The sequence below is a fragment of the Paraburkholderia kururiensis JCM 10599 = LMG 19447 genome, assembly GCF_003986935.1.
GTDB lineage: Bacteria > Pseudomonadota > Gammaproteobacteria > Burkholderiales > Burkholderiaceae > Paraburkholderia > Paraburkholderia kururiensis.
This window is the reverse complement of sequence record NZ_RJZE01000001.1, coordinates 236167-261737: the sequence shown is the minus strand read 5'-3', so window position 1 is coordinate 261737 and position 25571 is coordinate 236167. Positions and strand designations below refer to the sequence as shown.

Sequence of the window (25571 nt, the reverse complement as noted above, 5' to 3'; positions counted from 1 at the left end):
TAAGACGCCGTAAAGGGTTCAAGCCTATAACAGCCGGCTCAGCGCTGCAGGCTGTCGGGCGGGCGGTTATTGGCCTGGGTGACGCATCGCGCGGCGGCGAGTTGCGGTATGCTCAGCACGCATCGTTCTATTGCGTCCATTCGTTGTCCATCGAAGTTCTCTGCCGTTTCCGTTGACCCGTTTGTGTTGTCCCACTGGAGCTTTCATGGCGTCCTACATGCTACTCATCGCCGAACCGCGCGGGCAGCGCGAAGATCGCACGATGCCCGAGGGCGAAGCGCTCTATCAACGCATGCTCGACTTCGCCGCGGACCTGAAAGAGCGCGGTCAGCTCGTCATGACGCAATCGCTGCGCTCGGACCGCGACGCCGTGCGTGTGCAGGTGCGCGAGGGTCGTCCGCGTCTCGTTGATGGTCCGTTTGCCGAAGCGAAGGAAATGATCGGCGGCTTCTTTCTCATTGAATGCGCGAGCCGCGACGAAGCGGTTGCCATCGCCCAGCAGTGTCCCGCCGCGCAATGGGCCACGGTGGAAGTGCGCGAACTTGGTCCCTGCTTTACCTGACCAGGTATTTACCCTGGTGACACGTCTCGTCACCGTCTTTCGTGTCGATTCGCCTGCGCGTCGTGCGTCGTGTGAATGAAAACGTACCGGCAAGCGCCGGCCATTCATTCAATCGACGAGCCCAAAAGGAGAACGCGATGCGATTCATGATCATGGTGAAAGCGACGGCACAGAGCGAGGCGGGCATCATGCCCGCCGACGACACCGTGTTCGCCGCAATGGCGACTTATCACGAGGAACTGGCGAAGGCGGGCGTGCTGCTCGATGCGTCCGGCCTGCAGCCCACGTCGAAGGGCTGGCGCGTCCGTTATTCGGCGGGCAAGCGCAGCGTGATCGACGGCCCGTTCGTGGAGACGAAGGAGCTGATTGCCGGCTACACGCTGATCCAGGTGCGTTCGCGCGAGGAAGCGATGGAATGGGCGCGGCGCTTCCCGGCGCCGTTCGGCGAAGACGCGGATGGCGAGATCGAAGTGCGCCAGCTTTACGAGTTGGAAGACTTCGAACAGAGCGAGGCGATCCAGCGTTTTCGCGAACTCGAAACCACCAGGACCACGACGCGCTGAACAAGGAGCGAACCATGCACAAGCAAATCTTCGTCAACCTCGGCGTTCGCGACCTCAAGCGCGCGATGGACTTCTTCAGTCACCTCGGCTTCACGTTCGATCCGAAATTCACGAACGACCAGGCGGCCAGCATGATCGTCGGCGAGAACATCTTCGTGATGCTGCTGCAGACCGATTTCATGGCGACGTTCACGAGCCGGCCCTTGGCCGATCCGCGAGCGAGCACCGAAGTGCTCGTTTGTCTGTCGTGCGAGAGCCGTGCCGAAGTGGATTCACTGGTGGAGAAGGCGCTTGCCGCGGGCGGGCGATCGGACCGTGCGCCGCAAGACTACGGCTTCATGTACGGGCGCAGCTTCGAGGATGTGGACGGGCACATCTGGGAACTCGTGCACATGATGGGCGATCCGCCGGCTGCTGCTGACGCAGACAAGAGCAGCGCAGAGAGCCGTGCAGAGAACAGCGCAACCGGGCAATCGCACGAGCAGGCCCACGCGGGCACAGGTGCATCGTGACGGGTGCGGCGACCAGCGCGACGCATCGGGCGATTGAAGCGGTATGGCGCATCGAGTCAGCGAAGGTGATTGCCCACGTGGCGCGTGTGGTGCGCGACGTGGGACTCGCGGAAGAGATCGCGCAGGACGCCCTCGTCGCCGCGCTGGAGCGCTGGCCCGAAACCGGTGTGCCGGACAACCCGGGAGCGTGGCTCATGACCACCGCGAAGAACCGCGCGCTCGACCGGCTGCGGCTTGCCGCGCTGCACGCGCGCAAGCATGAGGAACTGGGCGCGGACCTCGATGCGCTCGAAGCGCACGTCGTGCCGGACTTCGTCGATGCGCTCGATGCCGCGCGCGAAGACGACATCGGCGACGATCTGCTGCGGCTCGTGTTCACGGCGTGTCATCCGGTGCTCTCTACGGATGCACGCGTCGCGCTCACGTTGCGGCTGCTGGGCGGGCTTACCACCGACGAGATTGCCCGCGGGTTTCTCGTGGCCGAGCCGACCATCGCGCAGCGCATCGTGCGGGCGAAGCGCACGCTCTCTGCCGCGAAAGTGCCGTTCGAAGTGCCGCACGCAGAGGCGCGAGCGCTGCGTCTGGAGTCGGTGCTCGAAGTGATCTACCTCGTTTTCAACGAAGGCTACTCGGCCACAGCCGGCGACGACTGGATGCGGCCCGCGTTGTGCGAAGAGGCGCTGCGGCTCGGGCGCATCCTCGCGCAACTCATGCCTGAGACGAGCGAAGTGCATGGCCTCGTCGCGCTGATGGAGATCCAGGCGTCACGCCTTCACGCGCGCGTCGATGCGCAAGGGCGGCCCGTGTTGCTCGCCGATCAGGACCGTAGCCGCTGGGACGCGCTCCTGATCCGCCGCGGGCTTGCCGCGCTCGAACGCGCCGAGGCGTTGGGCGGTGCGCTCGGACCCTACGCGCTGCAGGCCGCGCTCGCGGCCTGCCATGTACGCGCTCGCACGGTGGAGGAGACCGACTGGCCGCAGATCGTCGCCCTCTACGACGCGCTCGCGCAGGTCGCGCCGTCGCCGGTGGTCGAACTCAATCGCGCGGTGGCCGTGAGCATGGCATTCGGTCCTGCAGCGGGGCTCGAAATTGTCGAACAGCTTGCCGACGATCCCGCGCTTGCGAGCTACCCGTGGCTGCCCGGCGTGCAAGGCGACCTGCTCGCAAGACTCGGACGACGCGACGAAGCGCGCGCGGCGTTCGAGCGCGCCGCAGCGATGACGCGAAACCGGCGCGATCGGGAGGTGCTGTTGGCGCGCGCGGCCGGGATGGCAAAAGAGGCGCCGGAGGTCGACCCTGGGGCGCCCTCGGAAGCAAAGAAGCCGCGTTGAATCACGGCTCGCACGAAAGCGTGCCGAGGCGGCCCTCGATGCCGAGATGCTCTTTCAACGCGTCCCAGCCCGACGGCGTGATTTGCACCGCGCGCGACGACTTCTCGCGCCGCAGCCAGCCATGACCGCACATCACGGCCATGAACTGCACGCCGAGCGGCCCGGCGAGGTGATGCTGCCGCTCGGTCCAGTCGAGGCACTGGCGCGCAAGACCGCGCCGCGTCGGCCTCACGGCGCTAACGTCGAGCCCGATGCCCGCGAACCACTGGTGCCCGTGCGGCGTCACGTCGAACTGCTTGTCTTCGGTCTCGACCAGCGCGCCGCGGCTCACGAGCGCCTGCGTCACCGCCACGCCCACTTGCCCCGCGAGGTGGTCGTAGCAGCAGCGTGCAAAACGTAGCCGCTGCGCTTGCGGGCTGAGCGGCTTGCGTCGTATGTCGCCCGACGGCGGCACGATGGACGCGAGATTCTCCAGCACGAGCGCCACGTGCGGCCCGCTGAGCCGGTAATACCGATGCCGCCCCTCCGTTTCCACCGCGACCATCCCACCATCGAGCAACCGCGCCAGGTGCGTGCTGGCCGTCTGCGCCGTGACGCCCGCGGCGTAGGCCAGCTCGCCGGCGGGCAACGCGCGACCATCGACGAGTGCGAGCAGCATCTTCGAGCGCGCGGGATCGGCGATCAGGAACGCGGTTGACGCGATGTTCGGGTGTACTTCCATGTCTGTCTCCGTTGCTGTCCGTTGCTGTCTCTTGTTGTCCCGATCAACTGCGAGGTCATGATAGGCCGCCAGCGTGCGTGCATGCTTCGATGCGCATCGAAGCGTTGAAGGCCCGGCCGACACCACACTGGACGTATGTTCCTGTTCGGACCGTTCGCACGATGGAAAGCCTCCTGACCACCCAGGGCCGCCGCGCCTCGCAGCGCCGCGTGCTCGCAGCGACGAGCATCAGCTATGTCGTCGTGATTCTCGATACGTCGATCGTCAATGTGGCGCTTCAATCGATCGGCACCACGTTCGGCGGCGGCATGACGGCGCTGCAATGGGTAGTGAACGCTTACACGCTCGCATTCGCGAGTTTGCTGCTGACGGGCGGCATGCTGGGCGACCGGTGGGGCGCGCGCAACAGCTATCTTGGCGGACTCGCCGTATTCACCGTGGCGTCCGCGCTCTGCAGCTTCGCTCCCGACATGACGATGCTGATTGCGGCGCGCGTGCTTCAAGGCGTGGGCGCCGCTTTGCTCGTGCCGTGCTCCCTCACCCTGCTCAACCGCGCGTATCCCGATGCCGGCGAGCGCGCGCGAGCCATCGGCGTGTGGGCCGGCTGCGGCGGCGCGGCGCTGGCGGCGGGGCCGCTCGCGGGCGGCGTGCTCATCGACGTGTGGGGCTGGCGCGGCATCTTCGCCGTGAATGTGCCGATCGGTCTGCTTGGCATCTGGCTCACGCTGCGCGTGTCTCGCGACGAACGACGCGAGACCGCTCGACATCTCGATGTCGCGGGCCAGATTGCGGCGATCGTCGCGCTAGGTGCGTCGATTGCCGTGCTGATCGAAGGCGGGTCGCTGGGGTGGGGCTCGCAGGCTGTGGTGGCCGGCATTGGCGCGAGTGTTGTGGCGTGGGCCGGTTTCATCGCCATCGAAGTGCGGCGCGCGCAGCCGATGCTGCCGCTCGCGTTTTTCCGCCACGGCGTGTTCACGGGCGCGGCGTTCGCTGCGATGACGACGGCGCTCACCTCGTTCGGGCTCGTCTTCGTGCTGGCCCTGTACTTCCAGCGTGCGCGAGGCTACTCGCCGTTGTGGACGGGGCTCGCGTTCCTGCCGCTCACCGTGGTGGTGACGGGCGGCAACGTCGCGGTGGGGCGACTCGTCAAAGCCTACGGTGCGCGCTGGCCGTTGACCGCGGGGCTGGCGCTGCAGGCCGCGGGGTTCGCCGCACTGGCGCTGCCCGACACCACTGCGCCTTACTGGCTCGTCGCGTTGCCGCTGCCGCTGGTGGGACTGGGCGGCGGCTTCGTGACGCCCGCTGCCACTGCGGCGCTGATGAGCACCGTCGATGCGCGCCGCGCGGGCATTGCCGCTGGCGTGCTGAACTCGGCGCGACAGGCTGGCGCCGCACTGGGCGTCGCGGTGTTCGGGACGTTGTTGGCTGTTGAACCGCGTTTCATCGACGGGATGCGGGAATCGCTGTGGGTTTCTTGCGCGCTTTCGGTGGTGGCGATTGCCGTGTGGTGGGGCGGGTGCCAGGCAATGCAGGCGTCGCGGGGGACGGTGGATCGCGGTGGCGTGGTGCCGAATGTCAAAAGTTGATGCGCATAAACTTTTCGCGGGCGCGGGCGCGGGCGCGGGCGGAGGCGAGGGCGAGGGCGAGGGCGAGGGCGAGGGCGAGGGCGAGGGCGAGGGCGAGGGCGAGGGCGAGGGCGAGGGCGAGGGCGGTCGGGTGGCAGTGATGCGTTGAGGCCGGTGGAGCAGTGAGCGTAGCGGCCGAGAAAGGAGGGCCGGCCACGTGGAGGGCCGACGCTCGACCGTGAGGTTCACGCCCGCGCCCTCTACCGTGGCCGTGTCCCACACCTCGTAACACGTCCCAATTGCCCGCTTCACCCACCTTCGGGAAGTGCGTTTGCTACGCTTCAACGATCCAGGCGACGGTCGTCGCCTGTCTTTCCGGAGGCTTTCATGTTGCGAGCGTTCGTCCGTTGCAGTCTGCTTTCCACGCTGTCCGCCGCGTTGACGGCATCCATGCTGGTTGTGCCGTCCGCGGCGTGGAGCGCCAATTCGGCCTCGACGGCGCCCACGCCATCAACGGCGGCAAATGCTGTTTCCGCGTCCGCAGCGCAGCCCGCCAGCGACACCTTCCTGCTCACCATCTTCCTGCGCCACGACGAGTCGAAGCCACTCCCCAAGATCAACGAACAACTGCGCGAGCAGGGGTTCTACAAGACGTTTCCGCCGCCCGGCATCGAGGTGGTGTCGTGGTACGTGATGATGGGCGTGGGCCAGGTCGTCACGCTGCGTGTGCCCGCCAGCCGCTTGCGCGAGGTGAATCGCGCCATCGAAAACACGGCGTGGGGCGGCTATCGCACCGAGTTCTATCCCACTTACGACTACAAGGCGGTTGCCGAGCACATGCGTGCAACTAACGGTCAATGAGGAGTCGAGCGGACGCGTTGGCGGCTCTCGGGCGACGGGTCGAGCACCATCCGCTTGCCAGACGAACGACGCCCCGGTGAGCGCTCACTTATGCCGTACCTCAAGCGACGCGAGATGAGCAGTCTTCTCGTCGCCCGAAAGCGGAGGCTGCGATCGGTACCGCTGCGCGAAGGGTCCGGCTACGCATCGGGCGCCGCTTCTTCCGCGGCGAGTGCGGCCTTGACCGTTTCTCGCGCGCCGACGCGTTCCATGAAGCGCGCGAGCGCCGGCCAGCTATCGATATCGATCGAGAATCTCGGTAGCCACGACAGCACCGTGTACAGATAAGCGTCCGCCACACCAAAGTTGCCCAGCAGATAGTCTTGCCGCGAGAGCGTGGCGCTGACCGTATCCAGGCGTTTGCATAGCTTCTGCTTGAAAAGCCCTTTCACCGCGTCCGGAATTTCGGCATTGAACAGCGGACTGCAGCCGGCATGAATTTCCGAGGTGATGAAGTTGAGCGTCTCGTGAAGCCGCACGCGCTCCCAGCTTCCGTTCGGCGGCGCGAGTCCCAATTGAGGTTTCAGGTCGGCCAGATACTGGAGTATCGCGGGACCTTCGGTGAGCACGGCCCCGTTGTCGAGCATGAGCGCAGCAACGTAGCCGTTCGGGTTCACCGCGAGGAAGTTCCCACCTTCGGATGTGCGCTTCGTTTTGTTGTTGACTCGAACGAGATCGAACGGCAGACCGAGTTCGCGAAGGACGATATGCGGCGAAAGCGAACACGCGTTGGGAGCGAAATAGAGTTTCATGGCAATGGATCGTTGGTCGTGTCGAGACGGTGCAGGGCGCGATGGTCGGCGCGGCTTGCGTCGCCGCGTGGCGAACTGTCCCTGCAGGCGATCCTATGGCCTTGTCCTGTGCTCCACAAAATTAGAATTCGAGCGAGCCGGAATCAGCTCGCCTTATGACATCGTCGAGATGGCGCGCCTGGGCCGGCGGGCCGCCACGGCGGTTCGTTGCAACTGGTCGAACAGCGCCTGGATCGCGGGTGCGTTGCGGGCGGCTTCGGAACACGCAAGGCCGAACTCGCGGTACATCGGCGTACGCAGATTCAGCACACGCAACCCCTCCCGCTTATCCGGCAACGTCGACTCGGGAACGAGCGACACCCCCACGCCTTCGCGAATCAGCTTGAAAGCCGTCGACCAGTCGCGCACGCAGATGCGAACATCGGACAACGCGAATCCCGCACTTTCCAGCAGCCATTTGCTGTTTCGGCGACACCCGCCTGTGGCGAGCACGTACGGTTGATCTACGAGTTCTTCGAGCGACACCGCGATGCTGCTCGACCGGCGCCCCAGCGGATGGCCGGTCGGTGCCGCCACGACCCATGCATCGCGCCCAAGCACCAGCGCATCACGTTCGGGACCGGCATCCAGAACGACGCCGACATCAATGGCCCCCTCTGCAAGCCATGTTTCGATTTCCTCGTCGGTGCCCTCGAGCGAAATGACCTCAATGCCCGGATACAGCTGCCCAAACGATTGCAGAAAGCTTGGCAACAGGCTCGCAAAGATCGAAGGAAAAGTGGCGAGTCTGATTCGCCCGCCATGCAGCCCGCGTGACGCATCGACGAGCGACTTGATGGACTCCCATTCGGCGACCATGCGTCGCGCCCGCTCGGTCACCTGCTCGCCGATCGCCGTCACGGTGGTGCTGCGCCGGTCTCGCTGAAGCACCTTCACGCCCAGCATGTCTTCCAGTTGACTGATGGCCTGGCTCGCGCCGGATTGCGTCATGCCGACCTGTGCAGCGGCCTTCGAGATTGAGCGGGCGTCAGCCACGGCCAACAGCAGCCGCCAATGCATCAGGTTCATCATGATCGGTCATCCGGCTTATCGTTGAAGACGCGCTGCGGGAATGACCGTGCGAGTGCATTTTTTCAGGCACTTCGGTTGTCGAGCAAAACTCGTCGGGCCCCCCTTACGCAGCGGGGCTCATTTTCGCATGGCAGCTTTTTTCCGGGATTACACGGCATACGAGTGCGTACCGCGATGCTCGATCATGAACACGCGGCCTGATCGAAATCGAAAGAAGACCTTGAATACAAGGAAACCAGATTGCGTGAGTCGTCACTGAAGGCCGACAGCCGCGTCCACGCCTGCCCGCTTTCCCCCACCCAGATAAGCATCCCGAAGCACGTCCGAGCTTGCAAGCTGCGCCGCCGGTCCTTGCGCCACAACTCGCCCACTTTCCAGCACGTACCCGTACTGTGCGTGCCGTAGCGCGACCGCCGCATTCTGTTCGGCGAGCAGAACGCTCACGCCTTCATCCCGATTCAGTGCCGCCACCACTTCGAAAATCTCTTCCACGACGTGGGGCGCAAGGCCCATCGATGGCTCGTCCAGCAAGATCAGCGAGGGCCGCGCAACCAATGCGCGGCCTAATGCCACCATCTGCTGTTCGCCGCCCGAGGTGTGGCCGGCCAACGCATGGCGCCGTTCCTTCAGTCGGGGAAAAATCGCATACACGCGGTCCACTTCGGTGCCGAGCGCGCGGCGCGTCGGCCTGTGCACGAACGCGCCGATGCGCAGGTTTTCTTCCACTGTGAGATGCGCGAAGCAGCGCCGTCCCTCCAGCACCTGGACGAGTCCACGCTTAGCGAGTGACCACGGGTCGATGTTCGCGACAGATTCGCCGCGGTAGATGATGCGGCCCGCTTCCAGTGCGCCGCGTTCCGCGCGAACGAGGTTCGAGACGGCCTTCAGCGTCGTGGTTTTGCCCGCACCGTTGCCGCCCAGCAGGGCAACGAAACCCCCTTTCGGAACGGTCAGCGATACGTCGCTCACAGCGGGCGCGAGCCCGCCGTACGCCACGCGAATTGCGTCGACCTGGAGGATGGGTGTGTCGCTCATGCGCCTACGTCCTTGCTGCAATCGCGTGGCGTGATGCCCTTCTCCTTCGCGTACGCGTTCGCCGATTTTTCGATGATGGGTCGCAGCAACGCGCGGTCCGCCTGCACCCAGCCGCTCACCACGTTCCACTTCGTGCCGTCCCATTGCTGAAAGCGCACCGCACCGCCGCCTTCGTGGTCCGCGCACGAAAGCTTGAGCGGCTGCACGAGACCGTATGCGCCGAGCTGCTTGAGCCGCGCGTCATCGAGTTTCAGATGCTCGAAGCCCCAGCGCACCTGTTCGCCTGTCAGCGGCTTGTTGCCGAAGCGGGCCTGCGCCACGCGCAACGCCTCGACGTTCAGGATGCCGTTGACCACGCCCAGGTTGTAGTACACGGTGCCGAACCGCGCAGGGTCTTTGAGGTTGCCGTTGCCGGGCTTAATGACGTACTGGTTGATGGCCTGAACCACGGGGTAGTCGGTGCCCGATGGATGCGTGGTGATCGAAAGAAAGCCTTTTGCCGCATCGCCTGCGGGCCGCACGTCTTCTTCGGAATTGCTCCAGATGTTGCCGATGATGTGGTTGGCCGGGTACCCCACCTTCTGAGCGGACTTCAGCGCAACCGGATTCATCACGCCCCAGCCGCGCAGAATTACCCAATCAGGATTGATGCGGTGAATCGTGAGCCATTGCGAGCCTTGTTCGTTGCCCGGATGCGGCACCTCGATCTGCGTCAGCGAAAAACCGTACTTCTTCGCAAGAATGTCGAGCACCGGAATCGTCTCGCGGCCATAGGGCGAGCCGTGATAGAGCACGACGATCTTCTTGCCCTGCAACGCGCCCAGTCCGCCCGACTGCTGTCCGATGTAATTGATGATCGCCGATACCTCGCTATACGGATTCAACTGAAGCGGAAAGACGTACGGAAACACCGCGCCGTCGGTCGAATCCGTACGACCGTGGTTGATCGTGATGAGCGGCAGACGATCCGCCGTAGAGCGGTCCAGCGTGGCGTAGGCGATGCCGACTGAAAGCGGATTGGTGGCCGCGGCCGGTGCGCCGTTCAGGCCGTGCTTCAGACGCTCATAGCATTCCACGCCCTTTTCGACCACATATTCGGTCTCGCACTCGCTCCATGTCAGCTTGACGCCGTTCACGCCGCCGTCGCGCGCGTTGATGAGTTGCAGGTAATCGATGAAGCCGCCGAAGAAGCCGCTGCCGCCGGCCGCATACGGTCCTACGCGATAGCTTTGCAGCGGGAAGTATTGTTCGCCGGCCGCTTGCGCATTCGGAGCGTTGCTCAAGGCAAGCGCAATGCCCAGTGCGGCAGTGGCGAGTACGCTCGTCAATTGCGCACGAGTGAAGCGCCGCTGTTTGCTTTTTCCGTTCATTGATGTGGGATCCTTATCGAGTTTGAGATGTGTGAAGGGTGCAGGTAAAAGAGAGCTTGTTCGATCCGGTCAGGCGAGGTGACGCGCCCGCAACCGTTGAAAGGTGGTTTGGAGCAGCCGTGCGAGTCCTTCGGGCTCCCGCACGAGGAAGACGATGATCAACGTGCCGAGTACGATTTTCTGCAGGTTTTGCAGCTGACCCGCTTCGATTCCAACGTGCGACAGTGCACTCGCCGCATTGGAGAGCAGGATGGGCAGCAACACGATGAAGGCCGCGCCGAGCAGATTGCCGCCCACGCTGCCCATGCCGCCGATAATCACGATGAACAGCACCTGGAACGACAGGTTCAGATCGAAGCCATGCGGTTCCACGGTGCCGAGGTAGACGAACGCCCACAGCGCACCGGCAATGCCGATCACGAACGAACTGAGCGCGAATGCATAAAGGCGCGATGCCGCAACCGGAATGCCGATCACGCTTGCGGCGGTGTCCATGTCGCGCACGGCCATCCAGCGCCTACCCAATTCGCTGCGCACGAGACGCGCGCCAAACGCGAACAGCAGCAACACCGTGCCCAACACGAAGAGGTAGCGGGACATGGGCGTATCGATCTGCCAGTTGCCGATGGCAAGTCTTGGCGCCGAGAGCACGCCTGACGTATCGTCGTTCGAAAACCAGCTCACTTTCGTGAACAACCATTCCACGAAGAATTGTGCTGCGAGTGTCGAGACGATCAGATAGAAGCCCTTGATGCGCAACGCGGGCAGGCCGAACAGCGCGCCAACGGCTGCGGTGATGAGCCCGCCGCCAAGGAGTGCCGCCGGCAAGGGTAGCCCTGGCACGCGCACGATCAGGTTGTAGGTGGCGTAGGCGCCCACGGCCATGAACGCGGCCGAGCCGAGCGAGAGTTGCCCGGCGTAGCCTGTGACGAGATTGAGGCCGAGCGCCGCGGCTGAGAGCACGAGGAATGGCGTGAGCACGGCGGTCAACCAGTACTCGCTCGCAAAGGCGGGCACCACGCCAAATAGAACGGCCGCGACGGCGACTCTTGCAACAAGCGTCCATACGCGCTGGCCGCGCAATTCGGAGATGGAGGAGGGAGCAGGAGCAAGGCGAGTGGACATGGCGGACCTCACACGCGTTCGACGGCGGGCTCGCCAAAGAGCCCCACAGGCCGCACCAGCAGGCACAGCATCGCGAGAACGTAGGGGAACCAGTTCTCGATGCCGCCGCCTACCCATGCGCCGACGTACACCTCGGCGAGTTTTTCAGTACCGCCTACGATGAGGCCGCCCACAATCGCTCCCACGATCGACGAAAAACCGCCAATGATCAGCACCGGCAGCGCCTTGAGCACGACGAGCGACAGCGAGAACTGCACGCCGAGCCGCGCGCCCCACAATAGCCCGGCCACAAGGCTCGCGAAGCCCGCGAGTGCCCAGACGACAGCCCACACGCGCGGCAACCGTATGCCGACGGCGAGCGCGGCAAGCGGGTCGTCGGCCACGGCGCGCAGCGAAAGGCCGAAGCGCGTATATCGCGCGAGCAGCGCGAGCACGGTGACGAGCACGCCGGCCGTTGCGGCGGCAAATAGATCGAGCTGGCTGATCATCACGCCCGCGAGCGCGAGCGGTTTGTCGTCGATGCCGATGTCGAGACCGTGTACCTGTGCGCCCCACACGAGTTGCGCCGCGCCTTCGAGAATGAAGCTCAAGCCGAGCGTCGCCATGAAGAGCACGATGGGCGCACGGTTCACGAGCGGCCGCAACACGAACCGCCCTACCGCGAGTGCGATGGCGACAAGCGCCGCAAGCGTGATGGCGAACGCGAGCCACGGCGCAATGTGCCGCTCGACGAGGCTCACGAACGTGAGTGCGCCGAACAATACCAGCGCACCCTGCGCATAGTTGAAGACGCCCGAAGCCTTATAGATCAGCACAAAACCGATCGCAACGAGCGAATACATGACGCCGGCAAGCAGGCCGCCGGCCAGCACTTCGAAAAAGAAATCCATCGGTTCAATCCATGGGTCAGTGGCGCGTGCCGAGATAGGCGGCGAGCACAGCCGGGTTCGCACGCACCTCGGCGGGCGTGCCGTCGGCGATCTTCTTGCCGTAATCGAGCACTACGACGTGGCTGGAAATGTCCATCACCAGGCCGATGTCGTGCTCGATCAGCACGACTGTCACGCCGAGCCGCGCGTTTGCATCGGCGATGAAACGTGCCATCTCGGCTTTTTCTGTGGCATTCATGCCGGCCATCGGTTCGTCGAGCAGCAAGAGCCGAGGCTCGGCGGCGAGTGCCCGTGCCAGTTCCACACGTTTCTGCAAGCCATACGACAGCGTGCCGACCGGCGTGCTGCGATAACGGGTGAGATCGAGTGCGTCGATCACGTTGTCCGCGTGCTCGCGTTGCTGCACTTCATCGCGTCGCGCGCGGCCTACGCCGAAGGTCTGCTCGATCCACGTGCTGTGCCGGTGCAAGCTGCGCCCCGTCAGTACGTTGTCGAGCACGCTCATCCGCCGAAAGAGCGCGATGTTCTGGAACGTTCGCGCGATGCCGGTGTGTGCCGCGTGGTAGGCGTTCATCCGCGCATACGCGTGGCCCGCGAAGCGGATCGTGCCGCGCTGCGGTGCGTACACGCCGTTGATGACGTTCAGCAGCGAACTCTTGCCCGCACCGTTTGGGCCGATCAGCGAGCAGATGGCGCCGGCCTCCACATCGAAACTCAAGTCGGCAATGGCCTGAACACCATCGAACGACAGCGAAATGTTCTCGAGCGAAAGCAGCGGGACGTCCGCGGCATGTGTCGCGGCCACGCTTCCCGTAGCGGATGAGCGCACCACGTTCATGCCGCCTTCGCCTCGCGTGCCGCTTCAAGCTCACGCACGAGCGGCAAGACCTTCTTCCCGAAATACTCCACTTCCTCGATGAAGTGCAGGAAACCGGCAAGCACGAGATCGACGCCCACGGACTTCAGCTCGACGATGCGTTCGGCAATCTGCTGCGGCGTGCCGATCAGATTCGTGCGGAAGCCGTCGTTGTACTGCACGAGGTCTTCGAAGGTGGACTTCGCCCAGTTGCCTTCGCCCTCGGGCGACGCCTTGCCTGCCTCCTTCACCGCATCGCCGAATGCATGCACGGCTTCCACGTGCGCATGCCGGATGATGTCGTCGAGCACGGCCTTCGCTTCTTCTTCCGTATCGCGCGCGATGACGAAGGCATTCACGCCAATGCGCACCGTGTGTCCGTTCTTTGCGGCCTTGCTTTGAATGTCGTCGATCTGGGCCTTCAGGTTTTCCACCGTATTGCCGTTGGTGAAATACCAATCCGAAACGCTTGCTGCGTTGTCGCGAGCGGCACGCGAGCTGCCGCCCTGGAAGATTTCGGGATGTGGCTTCTGAACAGGCTTGGGGCTCAACGTGTATTCGTTGAAGCGATAGAAATCGCCTTTGAACGTGAAGCGGTCTTGCGTCCAGATGCCCTTCAAGGCACGAATGAATTCGTTCGACCGCCGATACCGCTCGTCGTGTTCAAGCCACGGTTCGCCGATCGCCGTGAACTCGCCCTTGAACCAGCCGCTTACCACGTTGATCGCAATGCGCCCGTTCGAGATGTGGTCGATGGTGGCAATCTGCTTGGCGACCACGGCCGGATGCCACGGCCCAGGCAGGATGGCGGCAAGCACCTTGAGCTTCGTCGTGGCGTGCAACAGCGCCTGGCTGAACGACACGGATTCGTGCTGGTATTCGGCGCCGTAGCCCGCCGTGAAGCGGATCTGGCTCAGTGCATATTCGAAGCCGGCATCTTCGGCCACGCGTGCGAGCTTCTGGTTGTATTCGAGGCTCCAGTCGGTGCGTTGCGGGATCGTGCTCACAACCAGGCCGCCGCTCACGTTGGGCACCCAGTAGGCGAATTTCACGGCGTCGTCGCGGGAAACGGTATCGGTCATCGGAAAATCCTCGTGAAGGCAAATGGATCGGAATTCACGCAGCGGCCGTAACAGCGTGCGCAGGTGAGGGCGTAGAGAAGGAATCTGCACTGGATAGCGAAGACCGCTGCTGTACGAACGGCAATGCTCGCGAAACAGCTAGTGCAAGGCGGTCGCGCAGTGAGTCGCTGGCAATGGCGTAGTGATCGAAATCACGTTCGGACGCATAGACGCCAATGGGTAACGTGTGTGCCTGGAAGAAGCTGAAGAGTGGGCGCAACTGATGGTCGATCACGAGCGCGTGCCGCTCGCTGCCGCCGGTTGCGGCGAGCAGCACGGGTATATCGAACAACGCTTCGTGATGCACGAGGTCGAACAGGTGCTTGAAGAGCCCTGTAAACGAGGCGCGATACACGGGGCTGCCCACAACGAGCAGATCGGCGGATTCGATGGCGTCGATATGGGCGCGCACGTCCGGCGTCAGCCGGTCGCGATCCAATGAGGCGGCAAGCTGGGGCGCAATCTCGCCAAGCTCCACGAGATGAGTGTCCGCAGCAAGGCTGGTTGCAAGCGTCGTCACCAGATGCTCCACGAGCACATGGGTGCGCGACGGCCGGTGCACGCTGCCCGATACCCCGACGATTTTCAGTTTTCTGCTCATACGGCTGCGTCCTTGTCGCAAGACAGTGATGGTTCGTCAGGATCACTATGCGAGGAGCATGCCAACGTGAAAGCGACGGACGGGCCGCGTTCGCATGGGGGTTGCCGGGCCGCTGGACAAGGCGCGCAAGCCGAAACGCCGTCTATATCGCGCACTGCGGATTCGTTATGCGGCTGCGTGATGAACGCAGGCGAGCAGCGCCGCTGCATGGCTGCTGCGCCAGGAGCAGCGCTGCTGCTACGCCGTTAAGTGGTGTTTACCGCAGCGAGATGCGCCGTGTAACAACCTCGTGCCGCGTCCGAAGCGTCGGCCGGTGCTGCCATAGCAGCAATCCGACTTTGGTTATGGAAACAAAATCGCTTGCCGACGCCGCGATTTGTTCAGAATGACCTGCCCGACATGCACGCGTGCGATGAAAGCAACGCAGCGGCCCATGCACCTTCGATAGACGACAGACCCAAGCCATGAATCCGTCCGTCCACTACCTTGCACATCGCCGGCACGAAGCTGCGCCTCATACGTCACCTTCAGTCATCGCGATGCCCGACAGGCGCTCCACGCATGCGAGCCCTGCCGCCGCGTCGCCGCGCGCTACTGCACAGGTGTTTGCCGATCCGCGCTCGCTTGCGTTGCTGGAGCGCATCCAGCTCGTCGCGCCGAGTGACGCGAACGTGCTGATCGTGGGCGAGACAGGCACGGGCAAGGAACTCGTTGCACGTCACGTGCATCATCTGAGCCATCGGCGCGATGCGCCGTTTATTGCGGTGAATTGCGGGGCGCTCTCCGAATCGCTCGTGGAAAGCGAGTTGTTCGGTCATGAGAAGGGCGCATTCACCGGCGCACTTTCTGCGAAGCCCGGGTGGTTCGAAGCGGCACAGGGCGGCACGCTGTTTCTTGACGAGATTGGGGACTTGCCGCTGCCCATGCAGGTGAAATTGCTGCGCGTGCTGCAGGAACGCGAGGTCGTGCGGCTGGGTGCGCGCAGGAGCATTCCCGTCGACGTGCGGGTGGTGGCGGCCACCAACGTACATCTTCGCGACGCGGTGGTGGCGGGTCGCTTTCGCGAGGACCTCTACTATCGCCTCAACGTCGTTCAGCTTGGGGTGCCTGCGTTGCGCGAGCGGCCCGGCGACATTCTTCCGCTCGCCCATCATTTCATGCGGACCTATCGCGAGCGGATCGGGCACGGCGCGCGCGACCTGGACGAAGCGGCGCAACACAAGCTCAGTGCGTACAGTTGGCCCGGCAATATTCGCGAACTCGAAAACGTGGTTCATCATGCGCTGCTGGTTTGCCCGCGCGACAGGCTGGGCGAAGCGGATTTGCCGCTGTCCTCGCTCGACGTGCAACGCGTGCGTTGCATTGCGCCGGAACGCGAACCTGAGTGGGCGGCGAACACCGAACGTGTGTTGGAGGCCGCGTTACGCGTGCTTCTCGAAGAAGGCCACGACGGGCTGTTCGAACGGATCGAGAACATGGTGATGCGCGTGGCGTTCGATTACTGCCATCGGAATCAGGTGCAGGCGGCGCGACTGCTGGGCATCAGCCGCAACGTGCTGCGCGCGCGGCTCATTCGCGCGCGAGAGATCGATGCGTTGAAGTAGCACGCGGCAACATGCGCCGTGTGCACGTTGGGCTTAATCGGCAGCGTTGGCAGCGCGCTCGCTTTGCGCGTTCTTGCCTGCGCCGATCTGCCAGACGTAGGGCGGCTCTGTGCCATTGATCTCCCAGTCGCCGACGATCCGCTCCTTGTAGATGAGCGGATTGTGCGACGCCGCCGTTCGCGCGTTGCGCCAGTGGCGATCCAGCAGCTTCTGCTCGCTCGTGCCCGACGCACCGAGCGCATTGAACAGATCCGTTGCTGCGGGCAGCACCAGTTGCGCCACTGCGATCTGCGCTTTCGCCGTCTCCAGTTCTGCGTGGACGTTGGCGTCGTGCTCGGCCTTGCGGTCTTCGCCGAAGTGCGTATCGTAGGCGCGCTGAACCGCTTCCGCCGCGCGCCATGCGGTGGCTTCGGCCGCGTAGATGCGCGCGGCGATCTCGCCCACCACCTGTTGCACCTGGGCGTCATCGCGCACGGCGAGCGCATTGCCGTGGCTATAGACGCGTTTGCGGTTGCGAACCTCCTCGGCCACGTCGCGTACGATGGCACGCCCCGTGCCGGCGACCACCGCAATCAGCACGAGCTGATAGAACGCCGTCTGATATTTGAAGCGTGTGGAAAAGTCGATGATGTTCGCCTCTTCCACCACGGCGTTTTCGAAGGTCGACGTGCCGCTGCCCGTGGTGCGCTGGCCGAAGCCGTCCCAGTCGTCGCGGTGTCCCACGCCGGGCTGATGTGTGCTCACGGCCGCGATCACGTCGAGGCCGTCTTCGCGGCGCGCATAGACGTCGATCCAGTCCGCGAAGATGCTGCCTGTGCTGTAGTACTTGCGACCGTTGACTACCCAGCGGTCCCCGTCACGCGACACACGTGTGACGACGTCGCCAATCTTCACGTCGCCCACTTCGGTCCACGCGTTGCCGACGAGGTCGCCCGCCACGAAGCGTTCGAGCCACGCATCGCGGCTCGCGCCAGGCGCGGCATTCAAGCGGTCTTCGACGAACGCGAAGTGGCCGCGTAGCGCCTGCGGCAGCGCGGAATCCGCTTCAGCCAGTTCGATCAGCAAGCGAGTGAGTTGCGGCAGCGAAGCCCCGCCACCGCCGTATTCGAGCGGCACGCGCACGGCGCCGAAACCGGCAGCCTTCAGCCAGCCGATCTGCTCGTACGGCAGCGCGCGTGTGCGTTCGCGCTGAAGGGCGCCTTCGGCGATTCGTTTGAAGATGGGGCGAAATCGTACGGCGAGCTGTTCGTAGTCGACGGCGGACGTGGCGGGAAAAGGCGCAGGTTGAGTGAGCTGGTTCATAGGCGAGCCGGTCAGGTGAAGAGGTGAGGCAGGCGATGTACCTGCGGGTCCGCTCTTCTAGCACTGGCTATGCCATGCCGCGCGTTTTGCGCCTTCGCGCGAGGCGTGGCGCGCGACAGGCCGCTTGATCCGGCCGTCGACTCGCGCCGAAACGGCTGCGGCGCTGCTGCACGCTGTGCAGTTGTGTTGCGGTGCTGCTGCGTGAGGAGCAACAGCACGGCTGCTGCCGAAGCAGCCGCTTCACCGCTCTACAACCATTCCCTCACCCGGTAATACAACATGCCGAGTTCGAGCGCCGACTGTCGCCATGCTGGCCCGCCTGGAAAGCGCGCGTGTTTGATCTGCGCGAACAGATCGAACGCGGCGCGCTGCCCGACGATGGCTTGCGTCACGACACGCCCCGCAATACCCGTGAGCGCCACGCCGTGCCCTGAAAAGCCCTGCACGTAGAAGTAATTTGGATCGATGGCGCCGAAGTCCGGTGCACGGTTGCGCGTGACATCGACGAAACCGCCCCACGTGTGCTGCACCTTCGTGTCGTCGAGCGACGGGAACACGCCCACCATGCGTTTGCGAATGGCCTCGGCCAGTTGCGCGGGCGACGCGGCAGCGGAACTCGCACGGCCGCCGAACAGCAGGCGGTGATCTGCCGAGAGCCTGAAGTAATCGAGAAAGAAGTTGTTGTCGCAAATGGCCGCGCGGCTGGGGATCAATGCATCGGCGCGGGCTTTGCCGAGCGGTTCCGTGGCGACGATGTACGACGCGACCGGCGCAATGCGTGCCGCGATGGGTGCCGGCAGCACACCGCCAGGTGCCGCGTTGCAGCACGCCACCACGAAGCGGCAGCGCACTTCGCCCGTTGCGGTGCGCACCACAGGCTTCGCGCCGCGTACCACGTCGAGCACGGGCGAATGAGCGAACAGCATCGCGCCTTCGCGTCTCGCTGCGGCAGCGAGGCCCAGGCAATACTTGAGCGGATGCAGATGCCCGGAGAAGGAATCGTAGACGCCTGCAAGGTAGCGCGGCGACGAAACGTACCTCTGCACCTGGTTGCTGTCGAGCCACTGTAGCCCGCTGTAGCCCCAGCGCGTGGTGGCCGCATCCATCCAGTGGCGCAGATCCGGCACGCGTTTGGATTTTGTCGCAACGGTCGCGTAGCCCGGCGTGAACTCGCATTCAATGCCATAGCGTTCAATGCGCTCGCGCACCAGCGCCACGCCTTCCACCGACATCGCCCACGCCGCACGCATGCCGTCGGCGCCCAACTGCTGTTCCATCACTTCGTCTTTCGCGAAGCCGGCCAGCATCTGTCCGCCGTTGCGGCCCGATGCGCCCCAACCCGCGCGATGCGCGTCAACCACGGCCACCGTGAGGCCGCGCTCGCGGCATTCGAGAGCAACGGAAAGCCCCGCATAGCCCGCGCCTATCACGCACACGTCGGCATCTACGGTGCCTTCGAGCATGGGGTCGTCGGCGCCGCGCGGCACGCTGGCTTCATACCAGGAGTTTCTCGCGAGCGCGTCGGCGCGCGAGTCGAGGCTTGAGGTCATCCGAGCAAATCCTTCATTCGATACCAGGCCATCGCGAGTACGAGGGCCGGCGTGCGCAGCGCGCTGCCGCCCGGAAAGTCGCGGTGGCGAATCTTGCCGAACAGATCGAAACGGCTTGCCTGTCCGTCGATAGCTTCCGCAATCAGCTTGCCGGCAAGTCCTGTCGTGTTCACGCCGTGGCCCGAAAAGCCTTGCGCGAAATAGACCGTGGGCGCAATGCGCCCGAAGTGCGGCGCGCGATTCATCGTGATGTCGACGAAGCCGCCCCACGCGTAATCAATTTTCACGTCGGCCAGTTGCGGAAAGGTCTTGAGCATATCGCGGCGCATCGCTTCGCCCAGGTTGCGCGGTGCGAGCGTGGAATAGCTCACCTTGCCGCCCCACAGCAGCCGCGTGTCCGGCGCGGGGCGGAAGTAATCGAGCACGAAGCGGCTGTCGCACACGGCGGCCTGCGCGGGCATCAGCGCCTGGGCGCGGGCCTCGCCGAGCGGTTCCGTTGCGATCACGTAGGTGCCTACCGGCATGATCTTGCGTGCCACGTCGGGCGCAAGCGCACCGAGGTAGGTGTTGCATGCGAGCACGACAAATTTCGCGCGAACCGAGCCCCGTGCGGTTTCCACCACATGCCCGACGTTCGCGCTGACAAGTCGCATGACACAGCTGTCTTCGTAAATGCGTGCACCGTTCTGCGCGGCCGCACGTGCAAGGCCCAACGTGTAATTGAGCGGATGCAGGTGGCCGCTGTCGGGATCGAACAGGCCGCCCAGGTAGCGCGAGGACTGCACATACGTGCCCATCTCGCTGCCTTCTACGTAACGAAAACCCTCGTAGCCGAAGCGCCGGGCCGCTTCGTCACGCCAGTGCTGCAAAGCGAGCACATCGCGCGGCTTGTTGGCGGCCGTGAGGTAGCCCGGCATCAGTGCGCAATCTATGTTGTGCTTCGCGACGCGCTCTTTCACGATGGCGAGCGTTTCGAGCCCCATGTCCCAGATCTGCCGCACTTCGCCTTCGTTCATGTATTGCGCGAACGTGTCGATATCGCAGGCAAAGCCGCCAATCATTTGCCCGCCGTTGCGCCCGCTCGCGGCCCATCCGACTTTCGACGCTTCCAGCACGGCCACGGAATAGCCGCGTTCGGCGAGATTGAGCGCAGCGGACACGCCCGTGAGGCCGGCGCCGATCACGCAAACGTCGGCGTCAATGGAGCCTTCGAGCGAGGGATAGCGCGTGGTGTCGTTGACGGTGGCCGCGTAATACGACGCGACGTGAGGCTGATTGCAGAATGGGAGCATGAGGGACGATGCGAAAGAGGACGCGGCGCCGCAAAAGTGCGGCGCCGCGATTCAGCTACAGGTCAAACTACAACGCAAGACGTTAGAACGAGTAGATGAACTGCGTGGCGATCAGGTCGTTGCTCTTCGTGTACGAACCGTCGTTGCGCAGGAACACGTTCTTGTTGGCCCAGTCGTGGCGATATTCGACCTTCACCGTGATTTGCTGGGTCGGGTAGAACAGCAGGTCCAGCGCTACGTCCTGACGGTTCGCGCCCTTGCACTCGAAGCCGAGGCCGCCGTTGACTGTCGATGCAGCCAGGCAGTCTGCGCCAATGCCGAAGCCGTTGGCGCTGTCCATGCCGTTGCCGCCCAGCACGATGCCGCCGCCGCCGCCGCCGTTCTTGCTATCCACGAGTAGGTCGTAACGCGCCGTGGCACCCATGCGTCCCAGGCCCGGCACGTTGAACTTGCGGTGCGCGAGGAGCGACAGGCCATACCACTGCGCGTTGCCGCCGTTGAACGCGGCGCGTTGCTGCTGACCGTAGTCGACTTCGGCGTTGTACTGAACGTCTGCGAGCGTGTAGGTTGCGTCGAGTTCGCCGAAGACGTAGTAGCCGGCCGAATTCGTTGCCTGACCGCCCGGGCCGAACACCACCTGACCCGCCGCATTCGTCGCGCTCGAAAGCGTCTGCCGCCCGATATTGAACGACCCGCCGATATCCAGCGCGCTCGACCACGTGTAGTCCGCACGCGCCGTGAAGGTCGGAATCTTGTTGCTGGTGGTGATCGGATCGCCGAACGCATTCGTGCCCGTCTGCGTGACGGAGCCATACGTGCGGTACTGCTCGTTGCCGAGGAAGAACTTCCACGCCCAGTTGCCCGACGTATAGTTCGCGCCGATACCGATATAGCTGCCCGGATCCGAGAAGTCATACAGCAGGTTGTGCGTGAGCGTGAGCATCTGGTTCGACTGCTGCACTTCGTAGCCGCCAAAGCTCGGAATCAAGCCCGCCACGAGCGTCGTGGTCGCGGTGAGCGGCACGTTCACCACCGCAGTGTTCAGGATGTTGTTGCCGATGTTGCCGTGCTCGTTGGTGAGCAGCGTGATGCCGTTGCCGCGGTTCGGCATCAAGGTGATTTCGGCGGACGGCGCCATCGGGCCTACGCCAAAGGTCTTCTTGATGTCGAGATAGAGGTCGCCGAACGTGCTGTTGAAGTAGTTGTAGGCGCTCTCGTGATTCGCGAACAGGAACGAGGACGTGCCCGGCGCGCGGTTATACACGTAAGTCGGATCGATGTAGCCCGTGACGGAAAGACCCGCGATCGGCCCCGTATTTGCAGCGTCGGTGAGCGAATCCACCTTGAGCTGCTGGTTCGCGATCTGCTGCTTCATCTCCGTCACTTCGTCGTTCGTCAGTGTGGCGCGAGCCTTGCCATAGTCCGGCGACGAGATATCGACCGGCGCGGGCGCGGCCGCAGTTGCCGCGCCTGCACCAGTGGCCGTCGGCTTCGTGGCCAGTTGCGACTTCAGGTCCTTTACTTCCTTTTGCAGCGCGTTCAACTGCGCCTGCAGGGCCTTGATCTGTGCGCTTGTGGAGTCTGCGAGCGCAATACCGGGCAACGCCCCGGCCACGAGCAGACAGATTAGCTTCTTTCTCATCTAGATTCTCCTTATCGTCGGTCGTATCGCGGATAACTTCGGCTTCAATGCGTGCGGCGTCTGCTTCAGGCCGTGCCGAGCGTCTTGCGCGCGGCGGCGGTTCGGGGTTGCGGCGAATCGGTGTCGGAAGGCTCCGAGGGCGAGGGCTGTGAAAAGGCCATCTGCATGTCGCGCAGGCGCCGTCGGTCACGTGCCACCATGAACTGGTTCACGACGATGACGCCGATTGTCACGGCCGTGATGAAGAGCGTGGCGAGCGCGTTCATTTCGGGGTTCAAACCAAGACGCACGCGCGAGAACACCACGAGCGGCAGCGTGGTGGAGCCGGGCCCGGAGAGGAACGCGGAGAGCACGAGGTCGTCGATGGAAAGGGTGAACGAGAGCAGCCAGCCCGAGATCAACGCCTGCGAGATCAGCGGCAAGGTGATCACGAAGAACACCTTGAGCGGCGTGGCGCCCAGATCGAGCGCGGCTTCTTCCAGCGACTTGTTGAGTTCTTTCACGCGCGACTGCACGATGATGGCGACATACGAAACGCACAGCATGACGTGACCAATCCACATCGTGAAGACGCCGCGTCCCTTGGGCCAGCCCAAGATTTGCTCCATCGCCACGAAGAGCAGCAGCAGCGAGATGCCCTGAATCACTTCGGGAATCACGAGCGGAGCGTTGATCATCGCGGTGTACAGCGTGAAGCCGCGAAAGCGCCCGAAGCGCGCCAGCACGAACCCGGCCCACGTGCCGATCACCACCGATGCGAAGGCCGTCATCAGACCAATCTTCAGCGAGAGCCACGCGGCGGAAAGTAGTTCGTCATCCTGAAGCAGCGCCGCGTACCATTTGAACGAGAAGCCGGACCACACCGTCACGAGCTTCGATTCGTTGAACGAGTAGACGACGAGGCTGATGATGGGGATATACAAAAACAGAAAACCGAGCGCGAGCACGCTCACGGAAAGCGGCTTGTTGGGCTTGATCATTTCGCGTCCCCCAGTTCTTTGACCTGGTAATACTGAAAGACGGCCATCGGCACGAGCAGCAGCATGACCATTGCGACCGTTACCGCGGAAGCCATGGGCCAGTCCATGTTGTTGAAGAACTCGTCCCACATCACACGGCCCAACATCAACGTGTCCGCGCCGCCCAGCAGTTCGGGAATCACGTACTCGCCCACGGCGGGAATGAACACGAGCAGGCTGCCCGCGATGATGCCGTTCTTCGAAAGCGGCAACGTGATGCGCGTGAACGCGACCCACGGCTTCGCGCCCAGGTCGTAGGCCGCTTCCAGCAGCGTGAGGTCCATCTTCACGAGGTGCGCGTAAAGCGGCATCACCATGAACGGCAGATACGAATACACCATGCCGATATAGACACCCGCGTCGCTGTGATAGAGCCGCAGCGGGTTGTGGATGAGGCCGATGGCCATGAGCGCGTGGTTGAGCAGCCCGTCGTCTTTCAGGATGCCGATCCAGGCGTAGACGCGAATCAGGAACGACGTCCAGAACGGCAGCATCACGCCCATCATCAGAATGTTGCGCGTGCCAGGGGCCGAGCGCGCGATGTAGTACGAAATGGGGTAGCCGATGAGAAGGCACAGCAGCGTGGATACCGCCGCCATCTTCAGCGAGCTGATGTAGGTGGCGATATAGAGACTGTCCTGCAACAGGAACGCGTAGTGCCCGAGCTGCAGTGCGAAGTGCACCATGCCGTCCTTCACGCTCATCAAGGCCGTGTAGGGCGGAATGCTCATCATCTGGTCGGCGAAGCTGATTTTCAGCACCAGCACGAACGGCAGCGCGAAGAACACCGCGAGCCACACGAACGGCACACCGATTACGGTGGAGCGCCCGGAGGGAACGAAACGCGAAAGCGTGCGCGCAAGCGTAGCGCGTACCGACGCGGTGCTGCCGTTGACCACCGGCAAGGAAGGGGAGGCAGGGTTTCTCATTGCGTCAGCACCACGCCGCTAGCCGGCGACCAGGAGACGAACACGTCGTCGTTGTAGTCGGGCGCACCGTCTTGCATGAGGTGCGAGCTGGAGAGATTGGAGACCACGACTTTGCCGCTTGGCAGGCGCACGTGATACAGCGAATAGCTGCCCATGTACGCAACATCCGTCACCACGCCGCGCGCCCAGTTGTGCGGTGCCGAGGGACGCTCGCGCGTCACGCGTACACGTTCGGGACGCACCGAAATGCCCACCGGCATGCCGAGCGGCCCGGTCACACCGTGGCTCACATACATGCGCGCTTCGAGGTCTTCGCTTTCCACGAAGATGTGGTCGGGCTCGTCTTCCACCACCACTCCTTCGAAGAGATTGGTTGAGCCGATGAACTCCGCGGAGAAGCGGCTGTTCGGAAACTCGTACACCTGGTTAGGCGTACCAATCTGCACGATGCGGCCTTCGCTCATCACGGCGAGGCGGCTCGCCATCGTCATGGCTTCTTCCTGGTCGTGCGTGACCATCACGCAGGTCACGTCCACCTTCTCGATGATGTTCACGAGTTCCAGCTGCGTCTTCTGGCGAATCTTCTTGTCGAGCGCGGACATCGGTTCGTCGAGCAGGAGCAGCTTGGGGCGCTTCACGAGCGAGCGCGCCAGCGCCACACGTTGCTGCTGACCGCCGGAAAGCTGGTGCGGCTTGCGCTGCGCGTAGCGGCTCATCTGCACGAGGTTGAGCACGTCGGCCACGCGGTCGCGAATCTCGTTCTTCGGCGCGCCTTCCTGCTTGAGCCCGAATGCGACGTTCGCTTCCACCGTCATGTGCGGAAAGAGCGCGTACGACTGGAACATCATGTTGACGGGCCTGCGGTACGGCGGAAGCGTGGCGAGGTCTTCGCCGTCCACGAAGATGCGCCCGGAGGTGGCCGTCTCCAGTCCCGCGAGCATGCGCAGCAGCGTGGACTTGCCGCAGCCGGAGCTGCCAAGCAGTGCAAACAGCTCGTTTTTTGCGATGCTGAGGCTCACGTTGTCCACGGCGGTGCTGTCGCCGAATTTCTTGACGACGTTTTCGATGCGGACGAACTCGTCGGTTTTCGCTTGCCCGGCCGCGGGCGGGCGCGCCATCTGTGCGGCATTGACTGAAGGCGTCGATTTCATGATGTAACCATTCCTTCCTTGCTGAACCTGCGCAATTGCAGGCGCGAGTGCTCCCACACGAGGCGCGCAAGGCGATTCGCAGGGGGGACTGCTGCGGTAATCGGGGA

The 25571-nt window shown here is 63.8% G+C and carries 24 protein-coding genes and 1 pseudogene; 8 read left to right on the top strand and 17 right to left on the bottom strand.

The window, feature by feature from the left end; translation table 11 throughout:
* Positions 1-205 precede the first annotated feature (205 nt).
* The 4 genes and pseudogenes from PKKP23_RS01175 to PKKP23_RS01160 all read left to right on the top strand — a co-directional run bounded on the left by PKKP23_RS01175 (position 206) and on the right by PKKP23_RS01160 (position 2968).
* A complete protein-coding gene (locus PKKP23_RS01175; protein WP_017774075.1) occupies positions 206-562 on the top strand; it encodes a YciI family protein in 357 nt (118 codons plus the stop codon).
* 137 nt (positions 563-699) lie between these two features.
* Positions 700-1125 carry a YciI family protein gene (locus PKKP23_RS01170; protein WP_126875480.1) on the top strand — a complete coding sequence of 142 codons (426 nt, stop codon included), beginning with the start codon at positions 700-702 and terminating at the stop codon, positions 1123-1125.
* Positions 1126-1139: 14 nt separating this feature from the next.
* Positions 1140-1544: pseudogene (locus tag PKKP23_RS01165) on the top strand (VOC family protein); the annotation flags it as partial.
* An 89-nt stretch (positions 1545-1633) separates the two neighbouring features.
* Complete coding sequence (locus PKKP23_RS01160) at positions 1634-2968, top strand: RNA polymerase sigma factor (RefSeq protein ID WP_126875478.1); 1335 nt, start codon at positions 1634-1636, stop codon at positions 2966-2968.
* Between the two features lies 1 nt (position 2969).
* Here the strand turns inward: PKKP23_RS01160 and PKKP23_RS01155 are convergent, their stop codons facing one another.
* Positions 2970-3689, bottom strand: coding sequence for an ArsR/SmtB family transcription factor (locus PKKP23_RS01155; RefSeq protein ID WP_126875477.1), 720 nt, complete (start codon positions 3687-3689; stop codon positions 2970-2972).
* 161 nt (positions 3690-3850) lie between these two features.
* Between PKKP23_RS01155 and PKKP23_RS01150 the strand changes: the two genes are divergently transcribed.
* The 3 genes from PKKP23_RS01150 to PKKP23_RS01145 all read left to right on the top strand — a co-directional run bounded on the left by PKKP23_RS01150 (position 3851) and on the right by PKKP23_RS01145 (position 6115).
* Entirely contained in the window at positions 3851-5275 is a 1425-nt protein-coding gene (locus tag PKKP23_RS01150; RefSeq protein ID WP_126875476.1) for an MFS transporter, read from the top strand.
* On the top strand, positions 5262-5423 hold the full coding sequence (locus PKKP23_RS34275) for a hypothetical protein (RefSeq protein WP_205702990.1): 162 nt from the start codon (positions 5262-5264) through the stop codon (positions 5421-5423). The genes PKKP23_RS01150 and PKKP23_RS34275 overlap by 14 nt, the downstream gene beginning before the upstream one ends.
* Positions 5424-5641: 218 nt before the next feature.
* Complete coding sequence (locus PKKP23_RS01145; protein ID WP_126875475.1) at positions 5642-6115, top strand: hypothetical protein; 474 nt, start codon at positions 5642-5644, stop codon at positions 6113-6115.
* A gap of 179 nt (positions 6116-6294) precedes the next feature.
* On the opposite strand, the gene gstA is transcribed toward PKKP23_RS01145, so the two are convergent.
* The 9 genes from gstA to msuE form a co-directional block, all read right to left on the bottom strand.
* Positions 6295-6906 (bottom strand): glutathione transferase GstA, encoded by a 612-nt coding sequence (gstA, locus tag PKKP23_RS01140; protein WP_126875474.1) that lies wholly within the window; start codon positions 6904-6906, stop codon positions 6295-6297.
* Positions 6907-7059: 153 nt separating this feature from the next.
* The gene (locus PKKP23_RS01135) at positions 7060-7965 is read right to left on the bottom strand and encodes a LysR family transcriptional regulator (protein ID WP_325101046.1); all 906 of its coding nucleotides are present in this window, start codon (positions 7963-7965) and stop codon (positions 7060-7062) included.
* Positions 7966-8229: 264 nt separating this feature from the next.
* On the bottom strand, positions 8230-9012 hold the full coding sequence (locus tag PKKP23_RS01130; protein WP_126875472.1) for an ABC transporter ATP-binding protein: 783 nt from the start codon (positions 9010-9012) through the stop codon (positions 8230-8232).
* Complete coding sequence (locus PKKP23_RS01125; protein WP_176048804.1) at positions 9009-10382, bottom strand: ABC transporter substrate-binding protein; 1374 nt, start codon at positions 10380-10382, stop codon at positions 9009-9011. The genes PKKP23_RS01130 and PKKP23_RS01125 overlap by 4 nt, the downstream gene beginning before the upstream one ends.
* 69 nt (positions 10383-10451) lie before the next feature.
* A complete protein-coding gene (locus tag PKKP23_RS01120; protein ID WP_126875471.1) occupies positions 10452-11507 on the bottom strand; it encodes a branched-chain amino acid ABC transporter permease in 1056 nt (351 codons plus the stop codon).
* A gap of 8 nt (positions 11508-11515) precedes the next feature.
* A complete protein-coding gene (locus PKKP23_RS01115) occupies positions 11516-12397 on the bottom strand; it encodes a branched-chain amino acid ABC transporter permease (protein WP_126875470.1) in 882 nt (293 codons plus the stop codon).
* A gap of 16 nt (positions 12398-12413) precedes the next feature.
* A complete protein-coding gene (locus PKKP23_RS01110; RefSeq protein WP_126875469.1) occupies positions 12414-13235 on the bottom strand; it encodes an ABC transporter ATP-binding protein in 822 nt (273 codons plus the stop codon).
* Positions 13232-14335, bottom strand: a complete 1104-nt coding sequence (gene sfnG / locus PKKP23_RS01105) for a dimethylsulfone monooxygenase SfnG (protein WP_126875468.1) — start codon at positions 14333-14335, stop codon at positions 13232-13234. Before sfnG ends, PKKP23_RS01110 begins: the two co-directional genes overlap by 4 nt.
* A gap of 34 nt (positions 14336-14369) precedes the next feature.
* Positions 14370-14975 (bottom strand): FMN reductase, encoded by a 606-nt coding sequence (gene msuE, locus PKKP23_RS01100; protein ID WP_126875467.1) that lies wholly within the window; start codon positions 14973-14975, stop codon positions 14370-14372.
* Positions 14976-15514: 539 nt separating this feature from the next.
* On the opposite strand from msuE, the gene PKKP23_RS01095 reads away from it, so the two are divergent.
* A complete protein-coding gene (locus tag PKKP23_RS01095; protein ID WP_126875623.1) occupies positions 15515-16579 on the top strand; it encodes a sigma-54 interaction domain-containing protein in 1065 nt (354 codons plus the stop codon).
* A gap of 33 nt (positions 16580-16612) precedes the next feature.
* Here PKKP23_RS01095 and PKKP23_RS01090 read toward each other — a convergent pair whose 3' ends face one another.
* From PKKP23_RS01090 to PKKP23_RS01060, 7 genes are all read right to left on the bottom strand, one after another.
* On the bottom strand, positions 16613-17881 hold the full coding sequence (locus PKKP23_RS01090) for an acyl-CoA dehydrogenase family protein (RefSeq protein WP_126875466.1): 1269 nt from the start codon (positions 17879-17881) through the stop codon (positions 16613-16615).
* A 248-nt stretch (positions 17882-18129) separates the two neighbouring features.
* Entirely contained in the window at positions 18130-19431 is a 1302-nt protein-coding gene (locus PKKP23_RS01085; protein ID WP_126875465.1) for an NAD(P)/FAD-dependent oxidoreductase, read from the bottom strand.
* Positions 19428-20723, bottom strand: coding sequence for an NAD(P)/FAD-dependent oxidoreductase (locus PKKP23_RS01080; protein ID WP_126875464.1), 1296 nt, complete (start codon positions 20721-20723; stop codon positions 19428-19430). The genes PKKP23_RS01085 and PKKP23_RS01080 overlap by 4 nt, the downstream gene beginning before the upstream one ends.
* An 82-nt stretch (positions 20724-20805) precedes the next feature.
* A complete protein-coding gene (locus PKKP23_RS01075; RefSeq protein ID WP_126875463.1) occupies positions 20806-22365 on the bottom strand; it encodes a DUF3138 family protein in 1560 nt (519 codons plus the stop codon).
* Between the two features lie 65 nt (positions 22366-22430).
* Positions 22431-23345 (bottom strand): ABC transporter permease subunit, encoded by a 915-nt coding sequence (locus tag PKKP23_RS01070; protein WP_126875462.1) that lies wholly within the window; start codon positions 23343-23345, stop codon positions 22431-22433.
* Positions 23342-24313, bottom strand: coding sequence for an ABC transporter permease subunit (locus PKKP23_RS01065; protein ID WP_026121291.1), 972 nt, complete (start codon positions 24311-24313; stop codon positions 23342-23344). The genes PKKP23_RS01070 and PKKP23_RS01065 overlap by 4 nt, the downstream gene beginning before the upstream one ends.
* Positions 24310-25464 (bottom strand): ABC transporter ATP-binding protein, encoded by a 1155-nt coding sequence (locus PKKP23_RS01060; protein WP_017774051.1) that lies wholly within the window; start codon positions 25462-25464, stop codon positions 24310-24312. The genes PKKP23_RS01065 and PKKP23_RS01060 overlap by 4 nt, the downstream gene beginning before the upstream one ends.
* Between the last annotated feature and the right edge of the window lie 107 nt (positions 25465-25571).